The 15,895-nt window shown below is 51.1% G+C and carries 15 protein-coding genes; 5 read left to right on the forward strand and 10 right to left on the reverse strand.

Going from position 1 to position 15,895, the window contains the following annotated elements:
- Window positions 1–522 precede the first annotated feature (522 nt).
- Window positions 523–1,875 (reverse strand): alpha-glucosidase/alpha-galactosidase, encoded by a 1,353-nt coding sequence (locus NF212_RS20045; RefSeq protein ID WP_434362643.1) that lies wholly within the window; start codon window positions 1,873–1,875, stop codon window positions 523–525.
- A 213-nt stretch (window positions 1,876–2,088) separates the two neighbouring features.
- Between NF212_RS20045 and NF212_RS20050 the strand changes: the two genes are divergently transcribed.
- Window positions 2,089–2,961 carry a helix-turn-helix domain-containing protein gene (locus tag NF212_RS20050; protein WP_434362644.1) on the forward strand — a complete coding sequence of 291 codons (873 nt, stop codon included), beginning with the start codon at window positions 2,089–2,091 and terminating at the stop codon, window positions 2,959–2,961.
- Between the two features lie 14 nt (window positions 2,962–2,975).
- On the opposite strand, the gene NF212_RS20055 is transcribed toward NF212_RS20050, so the two are convergent.
- The 8 genes from NF212_RS20055 to NF212_RS20090 all read right to left on the reverse strand — a co-directional run bounded on the left by NF212_RS20055 (window position 2,976) and on the right by NF212_RS20090 (window position 11,847).
- Window positions 2,976–3,845 (reverse strand): helix-turn-helix domain-containing protein, encoded by an 870-nt coding sequence (locus NF212_RS20055; RefSeq protein WP_434362645.1) that lies wholly within the window; start codon window positions 3,843–3,845, stop codon window positions 2,976–2,978.
- A 43-nt stretch (window positions 3,846–3,888) separates the two neighbouring features.
- Complete coding sequence (gene xylB / locus NF212_RS20060) at window positions 3,889–5,373, reverse strand: xylulokinase (protein ID WP_434362646.1); 1,485 nt, start codon at window positions 5,371–5,373, stop codon at window positions 3,889–3,891.
- A 77-nt stretch (window positions 5,374–5,450) separates the two neighbouring features.
- Entirely contained in the window at window positions 5,451–6,260 is an 810-nt protein-coding gene (locus NF212_RS20065; protein WP_434362647.1) for an L-iditol 2-dehydrogenase, read from the reverse strand.
- Window positions 6,257–7,645, reverse strand: coding sequence for a mannitol dehydrogenase family protein (locus tag NF212_RS20070; protein WP_434362648.1), 1,389 nt, complete (start codon window positions 7,643–7,645; stop codon window positions 6,257–6,259). Before NF212_RS20070 ends, NF212_RS20065 begins: the two co-directional genes overlap by 4 nt.
- Entirely contained in the window at window positions 7,638–8,759 is a 1,122-nt protein-coding gene (locus NF212_RS20075; protein ID WP_434362649.1) for an ABC transporter ATP-binding protein, read from the reverse strand. The genes NF212_RS20070 and NF212_RS20075 overlap by 8 nt, the downstream gene beginning before the upstream one ends.
- Window positions 8,756–9,574, reverse strand: coding sequence for a carbohydrate ABC transporter permease (locus NF212_RS20080; RefSeq protein WP_434362650.1), 819 nt, complete (start codon window positions 9,572–9,574; stop codon window positions 8,756–8,758). Before NF212_RS20080 ends, NF212_RS20075 begins: the two co-directional genes overlap by 4 nt.
- 10 nt (window positions 9,575–9,584) lie before the next feature.
- Window positions 9,585–10,445, reverse strand: coding sequence for a carbohydrate ABC transporter permease (locus tag NF212_RS20085; protein WP_434362651.1), 861 nt, complete (start codon window positions 10,443–10,445; stop codon window positions 9,585–9,587).
- Window positions 10,446–10,536: 91 nt separating this feature from the next.
- Window positions 10,537–11,847, reverse strand: a complete 1,311-nt coding sequence (locus NF212_RS20090; RefSeq protein ID WP_434362652.1) for an ABC transporter substrate-binding protein — start codon at window positions 11,845–11,847, stop codon at window positions 10,537–10,539.
- 283 nt (window positions 11,848–12,130) lie between these two features.
- On the opposite strand from NF212_RS20090, the gene NF212_RS20095 reads away from it, so the two are divergent.
- Entirely contained in the window at window positions 12,131–12,565 is a 435-nt protein-coding gene (locus tag NF212_RS20095) for a hypothetical protein (RefSeq protein ID WP_434362653.1), read from the forward strand.
- Window positions 12,566–12,620: 55 nt separating this feature from the next.
- Window positions 12,621–14,063 (forward strand): GGDEF domain-containing protein, encoded by a 1,443-nt coding sequence (locus NF212_RS20100; RefSeq protein ID WP_434362654.1) that lies wholly within the window; start codon window positions 12,621–12,623, stop codon window positions 14,061–14,063.
- Here the strand turns inward: NF212_RS20100 and NF212_RS20105 are convergent.
- Window positions 14,055–14,384 carry a DMT family transporter gene (locus tag NF212_RS20105; RefSeq protein WP_434362655.1) on the reverse strand — a complete coding sequence of 110 codons (330 nt, stop codon included), beginning with the start codon at window positions 14,382–14,384 and terminating at the stop codon, window positions 14,055–14,057. The two genes, NF212_RS20100 and NF212_RS20105, sit on opposite strands and share 9 nt — an antisense overlap.
- A 179-nt stretch (window positions 14,385–14,563) precedes the next feature.
- On the opposite strand from NF212_RS20105, the gene msrB reads away from it, so the two are divergent.
- Entirely contained in the window at window positions 14,564–15,013 is a 450-nt protein-coding gene (gene msrB, locus NF212_RS20110) for a peptide-methionine (R)-S-oxide reductase MsrB (protein WP_434362656.1), read from the forward strand.
- A 130-nt stretch (window positions 15,014–15,143) separates the two neighbouring features.
- Complete coding sequence (locus NF212_RS20115; protein ID WP_434362658.1) at window positions 15,144–15,659, forward strand: hypothetical protein; 516 nt, start codon at window positions 15,144–15,146, stop codon at window positions 15,657–15,659.
- Window positions 15,660–15,895: the final 236 nt, after the last annotated feature.

Here is a 15,895-nt window from a genome sequence, read left to right on the forward strand (position 1 = left end):
CCTGATCCAAATATTAAGGGGCGGAATCGCCCCTTTTTGCATTGACGCAAGCAACGAAATCCAGTCAACAGTGTATTTACCCAAACCTCTACACTGTTTCTCACATTCCCCTACAAGCCTTCAATTGCCCCGTTCGCTATGCAAAGTCTATGCAGCGTAAAATCAGTTCCATTCATTAACATTGGGGTCGTTTGTGCCCTCCGTTACTGCTTTACCCGGTTTGACACTATCCAAGACAGACCAACCGGAGGATAGAATCTATATATGCGTAACACATAGTCCCGAACTTACATGTACGGCACTACGACAGGCATTGCGCTTCATTCTTCATTGTGCGAAGCCTTGCAGGCGAGATGAATGTATAGCGAGGAAAACGTTTTGCAGCGATACCTAATTCAGCAGGGACATTGCAGGGGGTAGCGAGAAATGCGGGTTGTCATTCCCGATCAAAAAAAAAAGGGCAGTGCAGACTGCCCTTCGCCAAAACTTATTCGGTGGTCGGCGAGTAAAGGAAGATTTAGTTTATTGGGCCCACTGGGGCAGCCAGTCACCGTGCGCTTCGCGCAGACGGTCCACCAGCGCCCATATCTGGTCGAGGTCCAGTTCAGCGCCTGTATGCGGGTCCATCATCGCTGCATGATAAATATGCTCCGGGTTTTCCGTCATCAGTGCTTCAACGACCAGGGACTGCACATTAATTGAGGAGCGCATGATCGCAGCAAGCTGTGGCGGCAATTCACCGATATAAATCGGCTGGATACCGTTATGGTCAACCAGGCATGGCACCTCAACTGCGCAGCCATCAGGCAGGGAAGTAATTAGGCCGGTATTGGCAACATTACCGTAAATGACAGTCGGTACCCCGGTCCAGGCGGCATTAATGATTTCAGAGGCGTATTCATCGCTCTTCCTGATCTCAATTTCCGCTGCCCCTTGCAGCTCTGCCGACTCTTTCTTCCAGTTTTCAATCTGCTCAATACAGCGCATCGGGTATTCATCGAGAGGGATGGCAAACTTCTTAATCAGGTCATCACGGCCTTCTTTGATAAACCAGGGTGTGTATTCAGCAAAGTGCTCTGAGCTTTCTGTCACGTAGTAGCCGGTACGTTTCATCATTTCATAGCGGACGATGTTCTGGCAGCGCTCAGACTCCTGGCTGATAGCCCTTGGCAGCACGCCGTCGGCATAGCCTTTTTGCAGTTGCGGGTAGAGGTCGCGGTAGCTGCCGTCTTCCTGCCTTTCTTCATACTTGAGGAAAAATGCCTGGTGGTTAATACCGGCACAGCGGTACCGGATTTTGCTCATTGGGATATCCAGCTCTTTCGCCAGCAGCTCTGCGGTATGTTGCACGGAGTGACACAGGCCAACCTGCTTGATCGCCGGGTATTTTCTGGCAATCGCCCAGGTATTGATCGCCATCGGGTTAACGTATTGGAGCAACAGCGCTTCCGGGCACACTTCCAGCATATCTTCACACACTGACCACAGGTGCGGCACAGTGCGAAGGCCGCGCATAATGCCGCCGATACCCAGCGTATCCGCAATGGTCTGGCGCAGGCCGAATTCTTTCGGAATTTCAAAATCGGTTATTGTACATGGATCGTAGCCGCCGACCTGGAAAGCAACGATGACGAAATCAGCGCCTTCCAGCGCCTCTTTCTGAACCAGGTGCGTTGAAATACACGCATCAACGCCGAGCTTGCCCACCATACGGTTAGCAACCGTTTCTGATTCACGGAGCCTTACCGGGTCAATATCCATCAGGGCAACTTCAGCCCCGCTCAAGGCATTGCGCTGCAGGATATCGCCGATGATATTTTTCATGAACACCGTCGAACCGGCACCGATAAATGTGATTTTTGGATACTTATTCATGATTTTTGTCTTCCTAAATACCCGAAAGTGAATTTTGGTTTTCCTCTTCTCAATATTAAATTTAGATCTATACGTCTTGTGCTTTCTTCCGGAAAAAAACACTTCATTTCCGGAAATCAGCAATTGAGTTGAAGCATTGATCGAACTCGACCAAAGTTAATTAAGAGGTAGGAGGACCGATTAATGTTGCGAAGTGTTAATGAAAAGAGATTGATGCAAGAACCCAATGCTGAACCGAGCAACGTTCCGTATCAGAGGGCTATTTTGCTCGAGCACCACAAGCCGGAAATATGGGATAGTGTCTACCACCACCATGCTTCTATCGAGATTAACTTCCTGAAAGATTGCGATATGACTTACTCATTTTCTGAGCATAACGCACAGCTCCAGGGAGGATTCCTCACCCTTTTCTGGGGGACCTATCCACACCGGGTCATTGACGTAAAGGGTGAAGGCACGATTACCAATATCTACGTTACCTTATCGCAATTTTTGCAATGGTCATTGCCTCAACCATTTATCAATGCGGTTCTTTCCGGCGCTGTCATCACAGCAAAAGAGCAGCGTATTGATGACTACTACCTGACTAAACGCTGGGCACAGGAACTGTGTGAACAGGACAGCGAATGGGACCGGCTCCATGCACTTGAACTTGAAGCCCGCCTCTATCGGCTGGCAGTTGAGGGGTGGAATGAACTGATTCCTTCACGCCAGAAAGATGACCTCAAGGTGGTTGGCGGGAAAGCCATACTGCACTTCGAACGCATGCTCCGTTACATGTCCCAGAATTTTCCCAACCCTATCTCAATCCAGGATATTGCTGAGAGTTCCGGTGTTTCAGTGAGCTATGCGGTCATGCTGTTCCGCAAATTCCTGGGCCGTACCATGAAAGAACACCTGACGGAATTACGGCTCCAGCACGCCAAGATGCTGCTGACCGAATCCAACGCAAAAATTGTGTCTGTAGCCATTGAAAGCGGCTTCTCATCGATCTCCTGTTTCTACGATACCTTCCAAAAACATGTAAACACATCTCCGGCTGAATTCAGGAAAATCTCCAACCAAAGGAAAGTTCTCGTTGACTGATACCCGGCAAACGGTCAGTTAGCATGCGTTTTTCGGTAAGCCTGGGGGCTGATACCGCGAATCCGGCGAAACTGGCGGCTGAAGTTGGCGAAATTATTAAAGCCGACCTGATGGCTGATCTCCGCAATGGCATCATCCGTTTCATTCAACAAAACACAAGCGCGCTGGATACGGACGCGGTTAACAAAATCAGTAAACCTGTGCCCGGTAGCATGGTGGAAAAAGCGTGAAAAGTAGGTTTCTTTCATCTCCAACAAATCAGCAACCGTCTTGAGCCGTATGGGGTGATGGAAGTTATCCATGACATATTCAACCACCACATTTACCTTGCCTTGCAGGGAATCCGGGTCTTTGACTTCGCTGGCTGGGAGACTGGAAAGTACCCGTGTTGATTTGGTACTCAGCTGGTTAAGGAAAGCAAGGAATTTAAGCAGCCTATCCATTCCGCTGGCTTTGCGGATTTCCAGGAATTTTTCCTTGGATTCGCTGAAAGGTACATCCGTAAATTCAATGCCCATTTTAGCCTGTTCCAGCATGCCTTTTAGCGCCACCAGCTCTGGAAAGACCCTGAGTGCATTCGGGATAAGCTCCGGGTTGAATTGGATAACCAGATCGCGTAGTTCGTGGCGTTCACCGGGAGCGAGGTTGCTCTCCCAATTGTGAGGCATCCACGGCCCCACCAGGGTCAGGTGGCCGGGAGCAAAAGGGCCTATGTAGTTACCGATCATCACTTTTCCACAGGTAACTGTTATCAGGTGAAGTTCGTACTGCTCATGGACGTGCCAGTGAATTCTTTCATGGGGTACGCCATGCTCCAGAAACCAAAATGACTCTTTGAAGTCAATGTACTCCCAGACAGGTTCGTCTTTGATTCTACTGGCCAATTGGCACCTCACACCCCTTGGTAATCAGCGGTTTTTCACCGCTTCAATTGCCTGCCATTCGCTTAGTCCGTGGTTTTTCATATTCCTGGTACAGCGCGGTAAACTCTGAATACTTGTCGCTGTATGCCTGATGGTTTTCCCTGTCAGGCTCGATCACCGCTATTACGTCAGGCTTGTGGCAAACCTCCGACGGCGTGGCACAGGAAACCTGGATTTGCGCCAGCCTGGCAGCGCCAAGGGCCGGGCCGGATTCGCTGTCTCTGTACCGGACGACAGTACGATTGAGCACATCAGCAATGATTTGAAGCCAGAATTGGCTACGTGAACCACCACCAATGGCACCAATGGCTGGCACCACAGTGCCAGCCTCTGACATAGCCTGCTGACAGTCACGAAGGGAAAACGCAACACCTTCGAGCACCGCCTGCACCATGTGTTCCCGGGTGGTCGCTGCCGTTAGCTGATGGAAACTTGCCGCTGCGAAAGGATTATTGTGAGGGGTGCGCTCCCCGGTCAGGTATGGCAGATAAACAGTTGGCATATCAACCCGGTATTGCTGTTCGGTTTCCGCCAGCAGTTTCCCGATATCTTCACCGCCACTGACACCGGCAAACCACATCAGGGGGCTGGCACCGTTGAGCATGCAAGCCATCTGGAACCATCGCGCCGGCACACAGTGGGCGAAACTGTGGATCAGGCTTTGCGGCCAGGGTTTGTAGCTATCTGTGGCGACAAAATACTGCGCCGAGGTACCAAGGGAGATAAAGGCATTCCCGTCTTCCACCGCGCCGATTCCCGCCGCGCCGGCGGCCGCATCACCGCCTCCCGCAACAACCGGGATTCCCAATTTCAACCCCAAAAGATCCGCAGCTTCCCCGGAAAGAAAACCGCTGCATTCCGTGCCTTCCATTACATCCGGCAACTGGTTAACCCCCAGCCCACTCGCCTCTACCAATTCCGGGTGCCAGCGACGTTTGGCCTCATCAAGCCACAGTGTCCCGGCAGCATCACACATATCGGTGACAAAGGTACGTGTGAGTTGGTACCGGACATAATCTTTTGGAAGTACCACGGTGTGGATGGCATTGAAGATCTCTGGCTCATGCTTTTCCAGCCAAAGTAACTTAGGAGCAGTGAAGCCGGGCATCGCAGGGACACCGGCTTTGTCACCTAAGCCGGAAACCTGCAGCTCAAGTTCAGCACACTCAGCAAAAGCCCGCCCGTCGTTCCAGAGGATGGCTGGGCGCAGCGGTTTTCCTTTGGCATCCAAAACTACTGCGCCATGCATCTGCCCGGACAACCCGATACCAACTGTATCCTGATAAGCATCAGGATGCGTCTGCTGCAACTCTGACAGCGCAGTTATGGTGCCATGCCACCAAGTATCCGGATCCTGTTCTGACCACAGTGGTTGGGGCTGACTGGCCGGGTAACTTCTACTGGCAGAACCCACAACCGAGCCGGATTCGTCCATGAGAATGGCCTTGACGGATGAAGTTCCTATGTCGATGCCGAGAAAATGCGCCATGTCTGCGTCTGTCCTTTGATTGCGTTTTCTTACTTGTACCGTCAGTTAAGTTGTTTATCAACACAACGTCAGCCCACTCAGCTCATCACGTTGCCCCCATCAACGTTATAGGTCTGGGCAGTGACATAGTCCGACATCCCGGATGCCAGAAACAGTGCCGCGCCGCAAATATCCTCTGGCACCCCCATACGCCCAAGGGGTACGTCTTCCCCTACCAGGCGCTTTTTCTCACCGGGCTGACGATGTTCATACCGGGCAAACAGACTGTCGACGTGATCCCACATGGGTGTATCCACCACGCCGGGGGAAATCGCATTTACGTTGATACCGTGCGGAGCAAGGGCCAGTGCAGCTGACTGGGTGTAACTGATGACCGCAGCCTTACTGGCGCAGTAGTGGGAAACCAGGGCTTCACCCCGTCGCCCGGCCTGTGACGCCATATTGATGATTTTGCCGCCGTTTCCGGCATTGACCATCTCATCGGCAACCGCCTGCATCAGGAAAAACATGCCGTTGACGTTTACTCGGAACAGTCTTTCATACTGGGCTTCATCGCTTTCCAGCAAAGGCCCCATGTCGAATACCGCCGCGTTATTGAAAAGAATGTCGATACTGCCAAAACTTTCCGTGCAACTTTCTACCAGTATTTTGCGGGCTGCACCGTCGCAGATGTTGGTCGGGACATAACGCACTGCTCCCGGATACTCAGCCATCAGTGCCCCGAGTTCCTCTGACGGGCTTTGCGGCAAATCCGCCACCACACAATTTGCCCCGTTTTCAGCAAATCCCCGGCACACCGACAATCCAATCCCACCATTTCCTCCACTGACTAGCGCTGTTTTTCCTGACAGCGCCGGCTTGCCATCTATTTCGATTCGGATATTCATGGGTACTGTTTCCTGTAATGGGTCATGTATTTATCGATTTCCTTTTTCAGCGCCTCCCTGAACGCTGGGTACCGCTGATTACAGCCTTGCCAGAGATCGGGGCTGTCGAGAAAGCCATCCACCGGGTCTTTGCCTGCGAACCAGGCTTCAGCCATTGGCAGGTAAGGGTCGGCGTAGTTGAATACAAACTTCCCTTCGATATAAAGAGCCAGGAAACAATACCAATGGGCGATGAGCACCCGGGCGTTGGCTGGGTCGCGGCCCGCTTCCAGGGTGCGCTCGACCGAGGGAAGGATAAAACCGGAAAACTTGCTCAGGCTGTCGGCGGCAATCCGGGCAATGGAGTCGGTAATATAACGGTTACTGAACCGTTCAATGATGGTTGCCCGGTAGGCTTCCAGATCAACCGGCGGGTTCTCTATGGTGGGAATCACCTCTTCCCGGTGGTAACGGAGCAACAACCCGTTGAGTTCATCATCACGGATATTCTCATCATATGTCTGGTACCCACGAAGCGCCCCGACATAGGAAAGCAGGAAGTGGCCACCGTTCAGTATCCGGATCTTGGTTTCTTCAAAAGCGTGGACATCCTGGGTGAAAGTGACACCTACCCGGTCCAGCGCCGGGAAATCGGCAGCAAATTTGTCTTCAATCACCCATTGTTCAAAGTCTTCCCCCATCACCGGGCAGGCATCCGATTCCCCGGTTTCAGCAAGGATATCAGCCGTCAGGCCAGCGGGGGGAACCGGTGTAATGCGATCGACCATGCAGGCTGGGAAGGTCACATTGGCATCAAGCCATGTCAACAATTGGCTGTCGCCCTGCGCGGCTAAAAACTGCCGGAATGCCGCTTCCAGTCGGGCACCGTTGTTACGCAGGTTGTCACAGGTCAGCACGGTGATCGGCTCCCCGGTTGCCTGCTGGCGAATACGCAACGCCCGGGCCAGAAACCCGTAAAGGGTGACAGGTTGGTTGGCCGGGTTTGTATCGGCCGCCACCTCCGGGTGGTTGAGGTTCAGGTCATCGCTGTCAGTAAGGTAATACCCCCCTTCGGTGACAGTGATCGTGACGGCCTTGACGGCGCTTTCTGCAAACAACGAATCAAAACCGGCCAGATCTGAAGAGGCATCCACCAAAGTTCGGATTGATTCAATTTTGTGGTAGGTACAGTCCCCGGATGCAGATATTTTCTTGAACCAGAAAGCGCCTTTTTGGCCTGCCAGTTGCCGCACAAGGGCACCACTTTCTTTTCGCAAATTCACACCGGTGTAATGCCACTGTTCATTGGCATCACCCAGGTCATTGAGGCGCTGCACGTAGTAGGCCTGATGCCCACGGTGGAATGACCCTACTCCGAAATGCACCAGCTTTCTTTGCTCAGCCATCGACAAGCTCCTTCCAGTCCGACGTCTGGTAGTTATTCAGCGCCCGTCCCAAGGCATCAAAAAGGTATATCTGCTTTCTGTCCAGCCTCACTCCTACATGCTGGTTAAGCTTGGGCGACAGTTTTGGTTCAGCGCGTACCACCAGGGTTTCACCGCTCAGGGTACGCACATAAGTAAGGGTTTCAGAGCCCAGCTGTTCAACCACCTCGACATCCCCTTCCACGTCGCCCTGTTCCGGTGTAGTAAACGCCAGGGTCTCGGGCCGGAACCCGATACGGCGGATATCCCCGGCGCTTCCGTTATACCGGGCAGCGTCGAGCTCAACCGGGCGGCTGTCAGGGAAACTGACCCGAAGCGTATCACTTTGCCCACTGGCCTCCTGTATCTGGAGGGTGTTCATTTTCGGGGTACCGATAAAGGTGGCAACAAACTCGTTGGCAGGCTGGTGGTAAAGCTCCAGCGGCGAGCCTATCTGCGCCACTTCACCAACATCCATGATCACCACTTTGTCAGCCAGCGTCATGGCTTCAACCTGATCGTGGGTCACATAGATCATGGTGCTGCCAAGCTCGTGGTGAAGACGCGACAGCTCTATACGCATCTCCACCCTGAGTGCCGCATCCAGGTTTGACAACGGCTCGTCAAACAGGAATACCTTGGGGTTTCGCACTATGGCACGGCCAATGGCAACCCGCTGGCGCTGCCCGCCGGAAAGGGCTTTCGGCTTGCGGTCGAGGTATTCTTCCAGCTTGAGCGCCTTGGCGACCCTGCCAACCTTGTCCTTGATTTCCTGCTCCGGCCGACCGGCCAGTTTCAGGGCAAAAGACATGTTTCGCTCAACCGTCATGTGGGGGTAGAGCGCATAACTTTGGAACACCATCGCCACATCACGCTTGGACGGATGCAGTTCAGTGATGTCCTGCTGCTCAATATGGATACCGCCCTCAGACGAGCTTTCCAGCCCGGCAATGGTGCGCAGCAATGTCGACTTGCCGCAGCCCGAAGGCCCGACAAACACCACAAACTCACCACGTTCAATATCAAAGTTGATGTCTTTCAGTGCGGTGTGCTCACCGTACTTTTTATAGAGGTTCTTTACTTGCAGATAACTCATTTCACAGCCCCAAACGTCAATCCCTGTACAAGCTGCTTCTGGCAGAACCAGCCCAGTACGATAATCGGTGCACTCGCCAAGGTAGATGCCGCCGACAACTTGGCCCAGAACAGCCCTTCCGGGCTGGAGTAAGTGGAAATCATGGTCGCCAGTGTCCCGGCATTGGCTGAGGTCAGATTGATTGACCAGAATGCTTCGTTCCATGCCAGCACAATGGACAGGAGTGCGGTGGATGCCACGCCTCCGAGCGACAGTGGCAGCAACACATGGCGGATTTCGCCCCAGGTATCGGCACCGTCCAGGCGAACCGCTTCAAGAATGTCTTTCGGGATATCCTTGAAGTAGGAAAACAGCATCCACACCACAATCGGCAGGTTCATCAATGTGTAGATAATGGTCAGCGCCAGTGTGCTGTCCAAAAGCCCGGCATCCTTGCAGAGGATGTAAATAGGCACTAATACGCCCACCGCAGGGAGCATCTTGGTAGAGAGCATCCAAAGAAGAATGTCCTTGGTGAACCGGCGTGGGTAAAACGCCATTGAATACGCAGCAGGGATCGCCACAATCAGAGCCAGAATGGTGGAGCCGAAAGCGGTGATGAGTGAGTTTTTGGCAAACTTCAGGTAATCACTGCGCTCCTGGACAATCTCAAAATTTTCCAGCGTCGGCGTAAACACAAAGCTGGGGGGGACTTCGATAGCCTGTTGCTCGGTTTTAAGCGAGGTAACCAGCATCATGATGATCGGGAAGAACACCAGGATGGCTGCAGCCCAGCAAATCAGGGGGCGAATAAACCCGGTTTTTTCTGAATTCATCGTTTTCTCCTCAGGTAACCAGGTTCTTGCCGATCGCTCGGACCAGGAAAATCGCCACAATGTTGGCGAGCACTACGGCCACCAGCCCGCCTGCTGACGCCACGCCCACATCAAATTGCATCAGCGCCTGCGCAAAAATCAGGAACGCGAGGTTAGTGGACTCATAGCCGGGACCACCGCCTGTTGTCACAAAAATCTCGGCGAATACCGACAGCATAAAGATGGTTTCAATCATCATGACCACGGCAATAGGCCGGGCGAGATGCGGCAGGGTCAGGTAGCGAAAGACCTGAAAACCGGTTGCGCCATCCAGGACGGCCGCTTCTTTCTGTTCGTGATCCATTGATTGGAGCGAGGTGATAAAAATCAGCAGGGCAAAGGGCATCCACTGCCAGCTGATCATTGCGATGATCGAGCCAAGGGGAAATTCAGCCAGCCAGTCTACCGGTTCAAGCCCGACACTTTCCCAAAGCCATGCCAGTACGCCATAAACCGGGTGCATCATCATGTTTTTCCAAAGCAATGCGTTGACCGTCGGCATGATGAAGAAAGGGGAAATCAGCAATATCCGCGCGATGCCCCTGCCAAAAAACGGCTTATCCAGCGCGACGGCCAGTAAAACACCGAGCACTACCGTACATACCAACACCATTGCAACCAGGAAAAGGGTATTGCCAACCGCCGGCCAGAATGCATCGTCTGTGTAGAAAAATTCAAAGTTCATCCACCCGATAAAATTGTGTTCCCCCGGGTAGAGGAGGTTGTAGCGGATCGTGGAGAAATACACTGTCATCGACAGCGGGACAATCATCCACAGCAACAACAAAATAAACGACGGTGCAATCAACATCCGTGATAGCCAGTTCTGCATCGTCAGAATTCCTTAAGTTTGAAAGAGTGGCCGGGTAAGCGGTCCCGGCCAAAAAGATGGCCTGCCGGGGCAGGCCGCATACACGTTGGTATCAGTAGTAACCGGCTTTACGCATTTCGCGATCAGCCGATTTGTTGGCGCTCTCCAGCGCTTTCTGAACACTTTGCTTACCAGCTACAACTGCACTGAACTGTTGCCCGGCAGCGATACCAATCGCCTGGAATTCCGGGATTGCAGCAAACTGGACGCCGATATACGGAGACGGCAGCAAGGTGCTGTTGTCCGGGTTAGCGGAGCTGATGGCAGTCAGTTCTGCATTGGCAAACACGGCCGCTTCAAGGAACTCAGGGGTTTCATAGGTTGAAATCCGGGTTCCGGTAGGCACATTCGCCCAGCCATTGTTTTTCGCCACCAACTTGATGTATTCCTTCGATGTCGCCCACTTCACAAACCGCTCTGCTTCAGCCGCTTTTTGTGTACTGGCAGGAATACCGAGCGCCCATGCCCAGAGCCAGTTAGCACCGCGCTTGGTCACCGATACCGGTGCCTGTGCGAAGGCAACCTTGTCAGCCACTTTGCTTTGCCCAGGGTTGGAAATGAAAGACGCAGCGATGGTGGCATCAATCCACATTCCGCACTTGCCTTCATTGAACAGTGCCAGGATCTCATTGAAGCTGTTGGAGCTTGAGCCAGGGGGGCCAAAGTTGGCCAGGAGATCGGCGTAGAAAGAAACGGCATGTTCCCAGGCTGGTGTATTCAGCTGTGGTTTCCAGTTTTCATCAAACCAGCGGGCACCAAAAGAGTTGGCCATGGTTGTTATGAATGCCGTGTTGTCACCCCATCCTGGCTTACCGCGCAGGCAGATCCCGTACACACCGTTGTCAGGATCATGGATCGCCTCGGCAACATCACGGACATGGCCCCAGGTCGGGTGATCCTCAATGGTCATGCCTGCCTTTTCCACCAGATCCTTGCGGTACATCAGCATAGAGCTTTCACCGTAGAAAGGGACTGCATACATCTTGTCGTCTACCGACAGTCCCGCTCGCATTGCCGGGAGCAAGTCATCTGCGTCGTAGTTGGCGTCATCAGATATTTCTTTCAGCCAACCGCGCTTGCCCCAGATCGGTGTTTCGTACATGCCGATTGTCATAATATCGAACTGGCCGCCCTTGGTGGTGATGTCGGTGGTTACGCGCTGGCGCAGCACACCTTCCTCAAGGGTTACCCAATTCAATTTGATATCCGGGTTTTCTTTTTCGAATTCCTTACTGAACTTTTGCATCTCAATCATATGGCCGTTGTTCACTGTAGCAATGGTCAGCTCAGTGACCGCAGCAGCGTTAAAAGCCAGTGAAGCCGTCAGGGCGCATACTGCGGCCATAGCAACGGGTTTAAACATGCGTTGTCCTCCAGGTTCATTCTTCATCGAACATTCGATTAACATTCGTACAACAACCCAAGGCAAAAAAAGAACGAAACAGGTGAATTCAGTGCATAAAAGTACTTTTCTGGTAGGTGAAATATCTTTTTTTGACTTTGCCAAGTGTTAAATCATGGTTGCATTGCATCCATGTTCAATATTGATAGGTGACTCACTAAAGATTTACACTTGGTGTAAGCCGACCTGTACATGGAAATGTTGGGGGGCTGGATTGAATTTGCTCACGAAAGGACAGGGAAATGTGAGACGAGTGGTCTGCTTTGCAATTATTACCAGTGTTTTAACACTGCCCGCTTTTGGTAAGTCACTGGCCAGATTTCCTGACGACCTCAAAACGTGGGATGTATTAAAACAAAGCTTCGTTTCAGACTCAGAGCGTGAAACCCCTTCAAGTGCAACCGAATATTGTTTGTTACCCCTGACAGACATCCGCCATGGGAAGGATACTCGCCTCTCTATCCAGGTTCCGAACAAAAACTGGCCCTATTTTCCATCCCTTGAGCCGGACAGAAATGGTTTGATCGTTGCGGTCGAGCTGACAGACATCGATTTGATATTGGTGACAGAACTCTTTGAGGGACTGCCCCTGTACGGTACGTACGACCTTAAAGGCAATGACGTAAGCCACAGGCATCCTTCAATACAGACAGACAAATGTATTTTATGCCATCGGTAATGTGTGTGATTCAGTGCTCTGGGAAAAGGGCTGACAATACAACAGGGATTGGAATGTGAAGAAGTACGCCAGCCTCAAGTACAAGCTGGTATTCATATACTGGCTCATCATACTTGCCGTTATTATCTGCATGAGCGTTTTTCACTACAAAGATGAGTGGGACAGGGCCAAGACACGGGCAGATAAGCATGTATCAAGCCTCGCCGGTTTGCTCGTTACACCTATTTCTTCGGCTATTGCTGCCGGGCAATATGCGACTTTGACAGACTCTGCATTTTCCAAACAACTCTCGGCTGTGCCTTCGCTTTATTATTTCAAAGCCCAGGGAGTCAGTGAAATTAATGCGCAACATTTTGAAGTCACCTACCTGAAAAGCCAGGGGCCACCATGGCGAAGTACGTTCCCGGAGGGTTACATAGAACAGTTGGACATTAAACTGCTCCAGCTTAAACGCAGGCTGGAAAGCGACCCCTCCGAGGTTTCCCGCATTACGTTTCTTCTCAACCGTCTTTCTGCTTCCAGGCAGCTTTACCAGCAAGTTCAGGAAAAAACGGCGTTTTCAAAATCACATATGGCCTATCTGAACTACAAAAATGTAGACGGGCTTGACGCTGGCAATTGGCTCTACACCCTCAACTTGCCGTCAACAAATTTAAATGGCGGAAAAATAACGTTTATATTTGACCTGAGCGAGCTAAAAAGTATTCGTGAGCGTATTCTTGTCTCTGCTTTTGAGGAAATATTGCTTGCCATGTTTGTTGCTGTGTTGCTACTCACCCTCACCATCTACTGGCTGTTTAAACCGCTTGAAGAACTCACCCAGTTTGTATCCAATCATATTGATGATATTGAACCCAATGAGTTGCCAGGACTTAAGAGGGATGATGAAATCGGCGAATTATCACGTAAATTCAAAACCGTACTTCATGATGCCCACATACATGTCAGGGAGACCAACCGCCTGGCATTGACAGATCCGCTGACCGGGCTATTCAACCGTCGCCACTACAATCAGATTGTCCAGGGTGAAATCTATCAGGTTACCCGTTCCTCTGAAGTACTCTCATTTTTCTATATCGATATAGACCGGTTTAAAAGCTACAACGATACCTATGGCCATGCTCAGGGGGATACTGCGTTAAAACAGGTAGCACTGGCGTTGGCCGCTGTTGTGAGGAGGGAAAATGATTTCTGTTTCCGGTTTGGCGGAGAGGAGTTTTTGGTTATCTGCCGGACTCAAACGGAAAAAGATGCCCTGCTGTTAGCAAGGGGGATACGCAATACGATCCTGTCAATGCAACTTCCCCACGAGAACAGTGACCCGCTTAAAGTACTCACTGTCTCTATTGGTATTTGCACAGTCAGACCTGGGTACCAACCATCAGAAGACGAAATGCTGCAGACAGCTGATCAAGCGTTGTACGAGGCTAAGGCCACTGGCCGCAACCGGGTTATCCAACGCCTGCTGCGCAATGAGATGGAATTACAATCAAGCTGAGTGTGCAGAGAACAGGTTAACGATTACTGAACCGGCCAGAATCAAACCCATTCCTAACATAACCGGAAGGCTCAATTTTTGACCGTAGGCAAACCAGCTGAATGCAGTAACCAATACAATTCCAGTTCCACTCCAAACAGCATAAGTTACGCCAAGAGGGACACTTTTGACAGTGATGGACAACAGGTAAAAAGCTATTCCGTAGCCCGTCAATACTACCAGTGAATACAGCGGCTGGGTGAATTGCTGCGTCCTTGGCATTAATGATGTTGCGATTACTTCAGCAACGATGGCACCAGCCAGCAGGAACCAGGCTTTCATCAAAAGACCTCACAAGATAAAGCAATACAGTGCACTTCCAGATACATGACATAGGTCACATTTTAAGGCGGGCGATTCTACCGTTTTTATTGACCCTCTGCACGTGGCATCGCACACTCAAAATGTACACTTGACTCAAGCCCCACGTACCACCTCCAAATCAGCCAGCGAGAAATCAGATGATTAACTGGAATGAGATCCTGCGCCGAAGCAACGGAATGAACCTCCCACCGGACAAGCGGGTGGAAAAGTCGCCAGACGAGTGGAAGCAGGAACTGGATGAAGAAACGTACTATGTCACCAGACAAAAAGGGACAGAACACCCATTCAGTTCTTCAATGTGCGGCCTTTTCAAACCGGGCTTGTACCGCTGCGCCTGTTGCGGGACTGCACTGTTCAATGCGAACGAAAAATTTGACTCAGGCACCGGCTGGCCTTCTTTCACCCAACCGGTCGGTGAAAACGTCGTTGATTACATCGGTGATTCAAGCCATGGTATGCAACGGATAGAAACAACCTGTTCGACATGTGATGCCCATCTTGGCCATGTATTCCCGGATGGCCCACCGCCTTCAGGACTGCGCTACTGTATTAACGCCGTGTCTCTTAAACGAGATGAAAATGACTAACACCTAAAAACTTCCTCAAGGTATGTGGACACCTTGCCGTTAAACATAGAAGCACCGTTAACTAAATAGTTTTCCACATTCGCAACACCCAAATGGCCAGGGAACAATTCGAACATAAAAGGACGTAATCATGAAATCTGTAAAGCTTCTTACCCTTGTTACCGCGACAGCAAGCGCACTGCTCTTGTCATCTCAGGCTGCTGCAGTTTTGCCGATAAGCGTAAATGCAAAGGCTGGTGCCTCTGATGTTAAATATGGGGGAAAGAGTGCAACAGGTTATACCTGGAGCGTATCGGGTTCCTATGATGTAAATACATTCTCATCGATAGACCTGGGGTATGCCGAAACAAGAGCAACAATTCCCGATGCTTCAGATGTTGACCGTGACTATAAAGCTTACTATGTACCGCTTACCCTTACTTTACGCGCACCGATAGTTGTCGGTGATGCATATGTCCGAGGTGGTGGCAGTTATTACAACAATACTTATTTCAATGAAGAAGAAGACGGATATGGATTTATAGGTGCTGTTGGATTACGCATGTACACCGGTCCCGGACCAATTTTTTCCATTGAGGTAGGATATTCTGACAACGGCTCAGCAGAATCGACTACGATTTCCATTGGTGCATCGCAAAGCTTCTGAAGCCATTAATCAAAAAATACGCCATATCTTGTGGAGATATGGCGTAGCCCGGTACTGACGTATTTAGTGAGATGTTCCGAACAGAACATCAAGGCTTTTGTGAGCACTTTTGATTTACGAATACAGACTTTACACACCATATTTAACAGTTTGATTTACCGTCCGTTACAGTTTCACTTACTTTCCCCAATCTAAGCTTCCCCGAATCAATAAAAACAGCTTGCCCGTGTTTCAAG

Origin of the sequence: Parasalinivibrio latis, from assembly GCF_036825535.1 — a bacterium.
In the GTDB taxonomy this organism is placed as follows: domain Bacteria; phylum Pseudomonadota; class Gammaproteobacteria; order Enterobacterales; family Vibrionaceae; genus Parasalinivibrio; species Parasalinivibrio latis.